This window comes from Microbacterium sp. LWH12-1.2 (assembly GCF_040675825.1).
Taxonomy (GTDB): domain Bacteria; phylum Actinomycetota; class Actinomycetes; order Actinomycetales; family Microbacteriaceae; genus Microbacterium.
In genome coordinates this window covers 2,138,466-2,149,355 of record NZ_JBEGIJ010000001.1, presented here as the reverse complement: position 1 = coordinate 2,149,355, position 10,890 = coordinate 2,138,466, and the positions used below count along the sequence as shown (strand labels likewise).

Here is a 10,890-nt window from a genome sequence, read left to right as displayed (position 1 = left end):
GCTGAGTGAGGGGCGCTCACCCCTCCTGTGCCGTGGGGGCGGCGCCCTCAGGCTCAGCCTCCACCGGGTTGCGTCGGATGCCGATCCAGGACACGATGCCGCCGAGCGCCATCAGCGCCGCCGTCACCCACGCTGCGCTGTGGAAGCCGTCGAGGTCGAGCGTGCCGCCCACGATGGTCGACAGCACGGCGACGACGAGGAGACCGGCGACCCTGGCCACCGCGTTGTTCACCGCCGACGCGATGCCGGAGTGCGCCTCGTCGATCGCGCCGAGGATCGCCGAGGTGAGGGGAGCGACGGTGAGGGACAGGCCGAGACCCATCACGATCATCGCCGGGAGCACCTGCCACCAGTAGTCGAAATCCGAACCGACGGTGAGCAGCAGCAGGGCACCGGCCGCCATCAGCAGGGGCCCGACCGTCATGAAGATCCGTGGCCCGAACCGGCCGGCCCATGCGCCGGCTCGTGAACTGAGCAGGATCATCAGGATCGTCAGAGGCAGGCTGGCGAGCCCCGCAGCAGTTGCGCTGAGTCCGGCGCCCTGCTGCAGATACACACCGACGACGAAGCCATTGAGCGCGAGCGCCGCATAGACGAAAAGTGTCGCGAGGTTGCCCCAACCGAAGTTGCGCACCCGGAACAGCGACAGCGGCATGAGCGGGGCCGGCGAATGCTCCTGCCGCACCAGGAACAGCGCGAACAGGGCCGCCCCGACGACGCCGGGGATCCAGATCGCCGGTGACTGCCAGCCGAGGTTCGGCTGTTCGATGAGCGCGAAGACGACGGCGCCGAGTCCGATGGCGCACAGCGCACCGCTCCACCAGTCGACGCGAGCGCCGCGTGGTTGATGCGGCAGATGCAGTCGCGCCAGGAGCAGCAGCGTGATGCCGATCGGGATGACATTGATCAGGAAGACGAGCCGCCAGGAGAGGAAGTCGACGAACAAGCCGCCGAGGAGCGGACCGACGAGCATCGCCGCGGTCGTGAACGCGGTCCACACCCCGATGGCGCGCGCTTGCACGTCGGCGCGCATCGTCGCCGTGATCAGCGCCAGCGAACTCGGCACGAGCAGGGCTCCGGCCGCACCCTGCAGGGCACGGGCGATGATGAGGATGAGCGGGTCGGGTGCGGCGGCGACGGCGACGGATGCCACGCCGAAGGCGATGAGCCCGACCCGCATCACCATGACGCGGCCATAGGCATCGGATACGGAGCCGGCGAGCAGGATCAGAGCGCTGAGCGTGATCAGGTACGCGTCGACGACCCACTGCTGGGTAGTGATGCCGCCGCCGAGTTCGCGGCTGATCGCCGGGAGAGCGACCGTGACGACGGTGCCGTCGAGGAACGTCACGAAAGAGGCGAGAACGGCGATCGTGATCACGAGCCGCTGGAGCGGGGCGAAGGATGTCACGGCCCGACCCTACTCCCGGCCGAGGACGCCGGGGGCCGTGAGCGCGGAACCGGCTCGACGGTCACGGGGAGAGTGCGGGGGTGCCCTCCCGGTACAGGTCGCGCAGACCGTCGATGCCGGCACGCGCGAACGCCTGCAACTGCCGCTGCGCGCCGGTCCCGTGGCGGCGGATCCGTTCGAGGTGCTCCGCCACGAACTCCTCGTCGCCGAGCTCCGCGAGCACGGGGCGGGTCGCGTCCAGCATCCGTCCCGCCACCTGCCAGGCGTCGGCGACCGCTCCCGTTGTGGGATCGACGACGCGCGCGTCCATCCCGCTGCGCGCGGCCATCCAGAGCGAGGCGTCGATGCCGTCGATCTCACCGATCGACACCCGGTCGTCGGTCAGGACGATCGCACGGCTGAGCGCCGCAGCGAAAACAGTGTCCTCCGGCAGGAGCTGGGCATCGAACACGCGCACCTCGACCGTCGGAAAGCGGTCGGACAGGCGCACGGCCCAGGCGAGGGATGCCGGATCCGGCACCGCCTGCAGATCGACCAGTTGCGCGATGTGCGCTCGGTAGTCGGTGAGGTCCCGGAATCGCGGAGGACACCAGGACGAGGGGAGACGCCGGATCAGGATGCTGCGCCAGCTGGCGAAGCCGGAATGCACGCCGTCCACGAACGGGCTGTTCCCGGTGAGGGCCAGGAGCACGGGCAACCATCCGCGCACCCGATTGAGTGCGCGGATCCGCTCTTCGTCGTCGGTGACCTCGACGTGCACGTGGAGGCCGTTCACCGCGTGCTCGCGGGTGATGTGCGCGAGGTGCGCGGACACATCGTCGTAGTGCGGGGAGGGGGAGACGGCAAGCGTGTGGGTCGAAGCGAACGGAGTTCCGGATGCCGCAGCGATCACGGACTGTCCCGCGGTGTGCGCGCCGAGCAGGCCGCGAAGGTGGCGCAGTTGTGCTTCGGCATCCTCGCGCGTCGTAACCGGATCCGTCGCGCACTCCAGCTGGCAGGTCAGATACTCCGGCGTCACGGAGCCGAGCGTGCTGCTTGCGGTGATGCGCTCCCTCGATCCGTCGCCGAGCGCGAGCGGTACGAGCGATTCCTCATCGAGGAGGACGAACTCCTCCTCCACCCCGAACTTGGCCATGGCGCGCCTCAGTGATCTCTCAGAGCGGAGATCAGCTCGGACTTCCGTTTGCGGCTATAGCCGGTGAGGCCCAGTTCCTTCGCGCGCTTGCGCAACGCGGGGACGGTCCAGTCGTCGTAGTCGCCGTGCTCGCCGCCGCGACGACCGATCGCGCTGCGTCCCTCTTTGGCGGCGGCATTCGAGATCCGCGCTGCCTTCTCCTTGGACGCGCCGTCGTCGCGCAACTCTTCGTACAGTTCCGGATCCTTCAATGAGGAGTTCCGCCGTGTCGGCATGGTCCCCTACTCCTTTCACAGGCACTTGTAGGGCCCTGAGTCAACCCCCTGAGTCGTAGCGGGCGTTCGTCGCTACGGTGAGTCACCGAACACGGGCGCTCGTCGCCCCTGGCAGAAAGGGAAATCTGATGAACATCCTGTTGATCATCGTCGTCGTCGTCGCCGTGATCCTTGCGATCACCGGTGGGCTCGTCCAGTCGCTCCAGTTTCTGCTGTGGGTCGGCCTGGTCCTGCTGGCGATCGCCGTCATCGCTTGGCTGATCCGCGCGGTCAGCGGAAAGCGCAGCGTCTGACGACCGGAGAAGAAAGGGCCCGCCGGAAGGCGGGCCCTTTTTCTCAGTCCTTGAGGCCGTCGCGGACGCTGTTTCCTGCGTGTCGGGCGGCATCCTTGACGTGTTCGCCGGCCTGCTTCGCGTCTGCCTTGGCCTGATCGAGCTTTCCTTCGGCTTCCAGCTTCTCGTTGTCGGTGACCTTCCCGACACCCTCCTTGATCTTTCCGCTCAGCTCTTCGGCCGCGTTCTTGATCTTGTCGTCGAGTCCCATGTCCTCGTCCTCTCATTCGTAGATTCGGTGGAGGTGCCACCCTCGCACCACCTCTCGAACTTCACCAAGGCATTGACATCCGCGCGCGAGCATGGCAACCGAATCACGCCGCGAGCATGGCAACGGAATTGAGCATCGACGCCGGGCATCGCGAGGACTAGCCTGGCGTCAGGCGGGTGCACCTGCCCGCACGGGACTCGGCGGAAGCCGACGACGGAAGCGGTGTGCGATGGACTCGATGATGATGAACGCCATGTCGAAGGACATGATGGCGATGCCGGGCATGGACATGATGGACATGTCGGTGATGCAGGCGTGCATGGACGCCTGTTCGGCGTGCGAGCAGGCGTGCACCGTCTGCTCGACGCAGATGATGGACTGCTCGCCCGCGTGCATGAACTGCGCGGACATGTGCAACACCATGATGCGATCGATGATGCGAATGCAGGGCATGACGCCCGCCTCGATGATGGCGATGCTCAACGCCTGCATCGCGATGTGCCAGATGTGCATGGACGAGTGCATGAGGCACGCCGACCACAGCGAAGTCTGCAAGATGTGCGCTCAGGCCTGCCAGGCCTGCATGGATGCATGCATGGCGATGAAGGACATGATGATCGCTGCCTGACCCGCATCCTCGACGGGCTCAGGAGCCCGACGCCGTCACGCCGTGGCGACGTTGAACTGCACGCGTCCGACCGCCAGCACGCCGTAGCGAGCATGGAGCGCGACCGGGGTGCCCGGGGATGCTTCGAGCGCCGCGCCGGAGGCGTTCCAGAGCGCGCGGGCCTGACCGTCGAGCGTGCGCACCACGAGGTCACCGCTCACGGGATCCGCCGACTCGACGATCCCGTCGATCCAATCGGCGGGAGTCGCCGACGCCAGCCGCGCCTGGATCAGGTGGAGGGCGTGTCCCGGAGCGAGCGAGGAGCAGACGTCTCCGTGCTCGCACATGCACGCTGCACGCTCACGCACCTGGAGGGGCGAAAGGCGGTTGAGCGGCGTGGACACGATGGGTCTCCTTCTGGATGGTGTGTGGGCAACGTTAGATCGCCGTCGGCGGATGCGGAACCCGTGGTGACATGGAACGACACACAGTGATCACAAGATCGGCGGGTAGAATCTCGGGCGTGTCCATCATGAGCAGAGTGCCCTCCGGCAGATCGGAGGTCGTCGGCGTCCACTGCGCCGGCGGCAGAGGCTGACCTTCGTCGCCTCCGATTTCGGCGCCACGGCGCCGCCCGATCGCACGTCTCCTGCGTGCGCCTCTGCTGACACCCGCGTACACGCCCTGCGTGCTGCGCACCTCTTGAATGGATTCCCATGTCTCCCGTGACCGAGCGCGACATCCGCGCCAGCTTCCGCAACGCCTCCCGCAAGGAGGTCTCCGATCTGACCCTGCCTCCCGGCTTCGCCGACGTCGACTTCGAGCGTCTGGACTACCTCGGATGGTCCGATCCGAAGTTCCCCCGGCGCGCGTACGTGGTCGCCGAGACATCCGACGGGGTCGTCGGCATCGTCCTGCAGCGCGCGGAGCAGCGCGTCGTGGCGCGTGCCCAGTGCTCATGGTGCGACGACGTCACGCTCCGCAACGACGTGCAGCTCTTCACCGCACGGAAGGCGGGTGCCGCTGGGCGCAAGGGCGACAGCACCGGCACGCTCGTCTGCGCGAACTTCGAGTGCTCAGCGAACGTGCGTCGGCTGCCGCCGCTCGCCTACGAGGGCTTCGACCGCGAGACCGCCCGTGATCTGCGGATGCTCCGACTGCAGGAGCACGTCGCCGGCTTCATCCAGGCTGTGACGGGCTGAGCGGCGCGGCGGGGGACACGATCTCGAGCGTCGTGGTCGTCTCCTCGTCATCGCACGATCGGCCGACCCACAGCTGAATCCGTCCGGGCTCGACCCGCCGGTTCCCGTCGACGCCGGTGAAGGAGAGGCGATCGCTCGGCACCTCGAAGCACACCACCTCTTCGGCACCGGCGTCGAGCGTGATCCGCTGGAAGCCGATCAGCTGCGCCAGCGGTCTGGTCACGCTCGCGACTTCGTCGTGCGCGTAGAGCTGCACGACGTCGGTGCCCGTTGTCGTGCCGGTATTGCGCACCACCACAGACGCGCGGAAGCTACCACCCGCCGCGACCGATGCGTCGACGGTCAGCTGCTCGTGCGAGAACGTGGTGTAACCCAGGCCGAATCCGAAGGGGCGCACAGGCGTCGAGTCGGCGCTGGTCACATCGGTCCTTCCGCCGAGCACCGGGCGCAGATACGAATACGGCTGGGCGCCGGCGGATCGAGGAAGCGAGACCGGCAGTCGACCGGAGGGCGAGACCCTGCCGCTCAGCAGCGCGGCGATCGCCGGTCCGCCCTCCTCGCCGGGGAAGAACGCCTGCAGGACGGCGGCCGGCCGCGCTCCGCCGGCAGTCGTGGCCGCGGCCGTCGGCGCCGCGGAGTTCACCGCACCGAGGCCGGTGATCACCCCTCCACCGGCGTCGAGGGAAGGCAGCGCCCAGTCCCACACGTACGGGCGCCCCGTGAGCGCCACGAGGATCACGGGCGTGCCTGTTGCGACGACGGCCTCGACGAGTACCCGCTGGATCCCGGGAAGCTCGAGCGACTCGACGTCGTTACCCTCACCGACCGTGCCGCGCCCGAACAAGCCGGCACGGTCACCGACGACCACGATGGCGATGTCCGCCGTGTCTGCCTGCGCGACGGCTGCCGCGAGCAGGCCACGATCAGGCGATTCGACCTCGCAGCCGGGCGCGTGGCTGATCTCGGCATCCGGGAACTCCGCACGCAACGACTCCAGCACCGTCGGCAGGGCGATTCCCGGCGGGGTGCCCTGGTGGTGCACGAGCACGTGATTGACGAACGAATAGCACCCCATCAATGCCTCCGCGCTGTCAGCGTTGGGGCCGATCACCGCGATGCGACGCGGCGAGGTCGGGTCGAGCGGGAGGATGCCGTCGTTGCTCAGGAGCACGACCGATTCCTCGGCGAGCCGACGTGCGATCGCGCGGTGCGCCGGTGGGTCGAGGTCGACGACGGCGGGTTCGACGGTGAAGTCGGCGTCGAGCAGGCCGAGCTCCTCCTTCTGCGTGAGCACTCGACCGACTGCCCGGTCCAGGATGTGCTGCGGGAGCGCGCCGTCGCGCACCTGCTGGGCGAGCGTCGTGTACGCGTCCGGTGAGGGGAGCTCGACGTCGATTCCCGCGGTGATCGCGAGCCGAGCAGCCTCTGACGCGTCGGCCGCCACGCGGTGCATGCTGCGCAGGAAGTCGACGGCGAAGTAGTCCGACACGACCACCCCGTCGAAGCCCCAGCGCTCCCGGAGGATCTCGTCGAGATAGCGGGGGTCGGCGGCGACCGGTACGCCGTCGATGTCCGTGTAGGAATTCATCACGCTGCGTGCTCCGCCTTCGCGCAGCGCCATCTCGAAGGGGGGCAACAGCACGTCCTCGATCTCCCTGAGGCCGATGTGCACCGGGGCGTGATTGCGCCCGGCCTGCGAGGCGGAGTATCCGACGAAGTGCTTGAGGGTCGCGTGCACGCCTTCGGACTGCAGGCCGCGGACGTAGGCGGTGCCGAGCACTCCCACGACCAGCGGATCCTCCGCGATGCATTCGTCGACCCGACCCCACCGCGGATCGCGGATCACGTCGAGCACAGGCGCCAGGCCCTGATGGATGCCGAGGGCGCGCATCGTGCCGCCGATCGCGCGGCCCATCTCCTCGACGAGCTCGGGGTCGAAGGAGGCGCCCCACGCCAGCGGGGTCGGGAAGGTGGCCGCCTGCCACGCGGCAAGGCCGGTCAGACACTCCTCGTGAACCAGCGCCGGTATGCCGAGACGGGTCTCCTGCTGCAGCCGCCGCTGTTCGGCCCAGAGCCACTTCGCCCGCTCCAGCGGTGCCACAGGGCGGGTGCCGTACACCCGTGTCAGGTGACCGATCCCGTCGGATGTGGCTTCCTCGTAGCGGGTCGATGTCTTCTTCTCGCCCGACATCGGCGCCACGACCTCATCGCCCTGGTCGACCCAGAAGCCCACGAGCTGCGCCTGCTTCTCTTCGAGGGTCATCCGGGCGAGGAGCGCCTCGACGCGCGCGGAGAAGGGGCGCGGGGTCTGCTGCAGCACGTTCATCTCTTTCTTCGTTCTGATGGGATTGCTCTGGTGAAGGTTTTTCCTGTGACGCCCGGTCGGCTTCAGCCCTTGACCGCGCCGGTCAGCCCGCCGACGATGCGTCGTTCGAACAGGCTGAAGAACACCAGCGCCGGAATCATCGAGAGCGACGTGAACGCGAGCACCTTGGCGGTGTCCACCGAGTACTGGGATGCGAAGGCCTGCGTCCCCAGCGGCAACGTGTACAGCTGCTCATCGCTGAGCAGGAACAGCGGCAGCATGTAGCTGTTCCAGCTCCCGATGAAGGCCAGGATGCCGACGGTGATGACTCCGGGCACGGCGAGCGGGATGACCATCCGCCAGAAGAACCCGAGGCGGCTGCATCCGTCTATCGATGCGGCCTCCTGAAGTTCGTTCGGAATCGCCGCCAGGAACGGCACCAGGATGATGATCGTCACGGGGAGCGCGAACGCGATCTGCGGGACGATGACGCCGGCGAGCGAGTTCGACAGGCCGAGGTCGCGCACCAGGATGTACAGCGGCGTGATCGCCACCGTCATCGGGAACATCAGCCCGGCGGTGAAGAGCGCGAACAGGGCCCCTCGTCCGCGGAACGTGTACCGCGAAAGCGCGAAGGCCGCCATGAGGCCGAGGACGACCACGACCGCGGTGGTGGTCCCCGCGGCGATCGTGGAGTTGAGCACCTGCCTCCAGAAGGCGCCGCTGGCGAGAACGTCGACGAAGTTCTCCCAGCGCCACACAGACGGCAGACCCGACGGATCGACAGTGATGTCGGAGTTCGTGCGGAATCCGCCGATCACGGTATAGACGACCGGAGCCAGCATCAGTCCGATCAGGAGCAGCGCGGCGAAGTAGATGAGGAACGTGCTGCCACGGCGCCGGCTGGGGACATACCGTGCTCGGGGCTCGGACGTGAGGATGAGTGCGGTGGCCATCATGGTGTCGCTTCCGCTGTCGTGTCGGGTTTCTCGGTCAGTGCTCCCGCGGTGTCTCGGCGCAGCACGAAGCGCTGGTAGATCAGCGCGATGGCGAGCGAGATGAGGAAGAGGACGACGGCGACGGCGCTGCCGTATCCGAAGCTCCCCGCGCCGCGGCCATTGGCCACCATGTAGGGCGCCATCGTCGAGGTCCCAGCCGTCGACGAGACGTACTGACCCCAGATGATCCAGACGAGGTCGAACAGTTGCAGTGAGCCGATCACCGACAGGAACGCCCAGATCCGGATCGTCGGTCCCAGCAGCGGCAGCACGATGAGGCGCTGCACCTGCCAGTACGACGCACCGTCGATGGCGGCGGCCTCGGAGAGCTCATCGGGGATGCCCTGCAGGCCGGCGAGGAACAGGATCACCGCGAAGCCGATGTACTTCCAGGTGATGATCAGCATCAGGGTCCAGATCGCGAGCGCCGGGTCCGAGAGCCAGTCCGCCTGCAGCTGGGCCAGCCCGATCTTCTCGAGCAGGCCGTTGAAGGCTCCTTCGGTCTGCAGCATGAGGCTCCAGCCGATGCCGACCACGACCTCGGAGATCACGTACGGCACGAAGATCAGCACCCGGATGACCGATTGGAATCGCAGTTTGCGGTTGAGCAACAGGGCGAAGACGAGAGCGATCGGCCCCTGCAGGACCAGGGACATCACCAGGATGAACAGGTTGTGGCCGAGCGCCTCGTGGAAGGCCGGGTCGCTGAGGATCGTGACGTAGTTGCGGAAACCGACGAAGTCGGTCGGCGTCCCGAAGCCGGACCAGCTGAAGAATCCGTAGTACGCGGCCAGGCCGACGGGAAGGATGACGAAGGCGAGGAAGACGATCAGGGCGGGCCCGATCAGGATCATCAGTTCGGCACGGGCTCCCCAACCGATGCCCCGACGTCGGGGTGGCTGCGACGCCGGCCGGGAGATCGGCGGTCGCCCGACCGGGGGCTGCGCCTGCACGCCCCCGGCCGAGTCCGGTGTCCCTGGCGCGATCGCAGCGCCCTGCGGTGACACGCGAGTGGTAGTCATGCGATGCCGTTCAGGACTTCGCGGCGGCGCTGTTCACCGCGTCGACGATGTCCTGCGCGGTGCCTTGGCCGGCGAACATGTTCACGACTGCGACGTTCAGCGCGTTGCCCACGCTCTGGCCGTAGAGCGTGTCCAGCCACACGACGACGTACGGTGCCGCGCTGTAGGCGTCGAGGATGTTCTTCAGCACCGGGTCGGTGACGGCGGCCTGGGCTTCGGAGGAGGCCGGCACGGTCTGGAACGCCTTCGCGTAGGCCTCCTGGTTGCCCTTCTCGGCGATGAAGTCGAGGAAGTCGACGCACTCCTTCGGAGCGTTGACCCAGCACGAGAACCCGTCGACTCCGCCCATCATGGCGCCGGGTTCGCCGTCGCCGCCCTCGACCTCGGGGAACGGGAACCACGCGAGGTCGGGCAGCGACTTCTCATCCGGGGTCAGCGAGGCGATCACGCCCGGGTCCCACGCGCCCATGAGTTCCATCGACGCCTTGTGGTTGGCGAGCAGGCCCGCGGAAGATCCGGCGCCCTGCTGCGCCGTCGTCGTGAGGAAACCGTCGTTGAAGGGTTCGGCGTCGATGACCGTCTGCAGGTTCTCGCCGGCGGTCAGCCAGCACTCATCGTCGAACGTCCTGGTGGATGCGGCCTCGTCGAGCGCCTCTTTCGAGCACGCACGCAAGGCGAAGTTGTAGTACCAGTGCGCAGCGGGCCAGGCGTCTTTCGCGCCGACCGCGATAGGTGCGACGCCGGATGTGCGAAGTTCCGCCGTGACGTCGGTCAACTCGTCGATCGTGGTGGGCGTCGCCGTGACGCCGGCGGCCTCGAACAGGTCGGCCGAGTAGAAGATGCCGGAGGGCAGCACGGCCGTCGGCACCCCGTACTGCTTGCCGTCGATCTCGAACGCCGACAGCGAGCTGCTGACAGCGGACTTCGTGGCATCCGAGATCTTGTCGGTGATGTCCATCACCTGACCGGCTTCCACGACGTCGGCGAGTTTTCCTCCGCCGCGCGCCATGAAGATGTCCGGACCCTCGTTGGAGTTGAGCGAGGTCTGCAGCTTGCCGTCCATCTCCTCGTTCTGGATCGACTGCATCTTGACCGTGACGTCGGGATACTTGGCCTCGAAAGCGGCGATCGTGTCCTTCCAGTACTGCTGGCCGTCGCCGGTTGTCGAGTTCTGCCAGAACGTGAGCGTGACCTTGCCGTCGGCGGATTCGCCGGGAGGGGCGCTGCATCCGCCGAGGGCGAGAACGCCCGCGGTCACGATGGCCGATGCCAGCAGGAGCTTGTTGGCTTTCATGTGATTCCCGTTCTCTTCGTTGAGGGCCTCGTCGTCGTCAGCGTCAGGTGAGGCGTGGGAGAGCTTCGCGGGAATCGACCGCAGCGTCAAACGTTTTC

At 67.5% G+C, this 10,890-nt stretch carries 12 protein-coding genes; 3 read left to right on the top strand and 9 right to left on the bottom strand.

The genetic code is table 11. From position 1 onward, the window contains the following. Window positions 1–16: 16 nt before the first annotated feature. The 3 genes from MRBLWH12_RS10445 to MRBLWH12_RS10435 form a co-directional block, all read right to left on the bottom strand. On the bottom strand, window positions 17–1,411 hold the full coding sequence (locus MRBLWH12_RS10445; RefSeq protein ID WP_363548713.1) for an MFS transporter: 1,395 nt from the start codon (window positions 1,409–1,411) through the stop codon (window positions 17–19). A gap of 61 nt (window positions 1,412–1,472) precedes the next feature. Further along, window positions 1,473–2,546 carry a carboxylate-amine ligase gene (locus MRBLWH12_RS10440; RefSeq protein ID WP_363548711.1) on the bottom strand — a complete coding sequence of 358 codons (1,074 nt, stop codon included), beginning with the start codon at window positions 2,544–2,546 and terminating at the stop codon, window positions 1,473–1,475. 8 nt (window positions 2,547–2,554) lie between these two features. Further along, window positions 2,555–2,821 carry a DUF7218 family protein gene (locus tag MRBLWH12_RS10435; protein ID WP_363548709.1) on the bottom strand — a complete coding sequence of 89 codons (267 nt, stop codon included), beginning with the start codon at window positions 2,819–2,821 and terminating at the stop codon, window positions 2,555–2,557. 128 nt (window positions 2,822–2,949) lie between these two features. On the opposite strand from MRBLWH12_RS10435, the gene MRBLWH12_RS10430 reads away from it, so the two are divergent. Beyond that, window positions 2,950–3,114: a hypothetical protein gene (locus tag MRBLWH12_RS10430; protein WP_341978056.1), complete on the top strand. Its 165-nt coding sequence runs from the start codon at window positions 2,950–2,952 to the stop codon at window positions 3,112–3,114. A 43-nt stretch (window positions 3,115–3,157) separates the two neighbouring features. Here the strand turns inward: MRBLWH12_RS10430 and MRBLWH12_RS10425 are convergent, their stop codons facing one another. After that, window positions 3,158–3,364 (bottom strand): CsbD family protein, encoded by a 207-nt coding sequence (locus tag MRBLWH12_RS10425; RefSeq protein WP_341978058.1) that lies wholly within the window; start codon window positions 3,362–3,364, stop codon window positions 3,158–3,160. 253 nt (window positions 3,365–3,617) lie between these two features. On the opposite strand from MRBLWH12_RS10425, the gene MRBLWH12_RS10420 reads away from it, so the two are divergent. Further along, the gene (locus MRBLWH12_RS10420; protein ID WP_363548707.1) at window positions 3,618–3,992 is read left to right on the top strand and encodes a hypothetical protein; all 375 of its coding nucleotides are present in this window, start codon (window positions 3,618–3,620) and stop codon (window positions 3,990–3,992) included. Between the two features lie 35 nt (window positions 3,993–4,027). On the opposite strand, the gene MRBLWH12_RS10415 is transcribed toward MRBLWH12_RS10420, so the two are convergent. Then, on the bottom strand, window positions 4,028–4,375 hold the full coding sequence (locus MRBLWH12_RS10415; protein WP_363548705.1) for a hypothetical protein: 348 nt from the start codon (window positions 4,373–4,375) through the stop codon (window positions 4,028–4,030). A 312-nt stretch (window positions 4,376–4,687) separates the two neighbouring features. Here MRBLWH12_RS10415 and MRBLWH12_RS10410 point away from each other — a divergent pair, with 312 nt between their 5' ends. Next, the gene (locus MRBLWH12_RS10410; RefSeq protein WP_363548703.1) at window positions 4,688–5,173 is read left to right on the top strand and encodes an FBP domain-containing protein; all 486 of its coding nucleotides are present in this window, start codon (window positions 4,688–4,690) and stop codon (window positions 5,171–5,173) included. On the opposite strand, the gene MRBLWH12_RS10405 is transcribed toward MRBLWH12_RS10410, so the two are convergent. The 4 genes from MRBLWH12_RS10405 to MRBLWH12_RS10390 all read right to left on the bottom strand — a co-directional run bounded on the left by MRBLWH12_RS10405 (window position 5,151) and on the right by MRBLWH12_RS10390 (window position 10,792). Continuing rightward, window positions 5,151–7,499 (bottom strand): beta-glucosidase family protein, encoded by a 2,349-nt coding sequence (locus tag MRBLWH12_RS10405; protein ID WP_363548701.1) that lies wholly within the window; start codon window positions 7,497–7,499, stop codon window positions 5,151–5,153. The genes MRBLWH12_RS10410 and MRBLWH12_RS10405 overlap by 23 nt on opposite strands. A 62-nt stretch (window positions 7,500–7,561) precedes the next feature. Next, the gene (locus MRBLWH12_RS10400) at window positions 7,562–8,437 is read right to left on the bottom strand and encodes a carbohydrate ABC transporter permease (RefSeq protein WP_363548699.1); all 876 of its coding nucleotides are present in this window, start codon (window positions 8,435–8,437) and stop codon (window positions 7,562–7,564) included. Continuing rightward, window positions 8,434–9,498: a carbohydrate ABC transporter permease gene (locus MRBLWH12_RS10395; protein WP_363548697.1), complete on the bottom strand. Its 1,065-nt coding sequence runs from the start codon at window positions 9,496–9,498 to the stop codon at window positions 8,434–8,436. Before MRBLWH12_RS10395 ends, MRBLWH12_RS10400 begins: the two co-directional genes overlap by 4 nt. Window positions 9,499–9,508: 10 nt before the next feature. After that, window positions 9,509–10,792: an ABC transporter substrate-binding protein gene (locus MRBLWH12_RS10390; RefSeq protein WP_341978071.1), complete on the bottom strand. Its 1,284-nt coding sequence runs from the start codon at window positions 10,790–10,792 to the stop codon at window positions 9,509–9,511. Window positions 10,793–10,890: the final 98 nt, after the last annotated feature.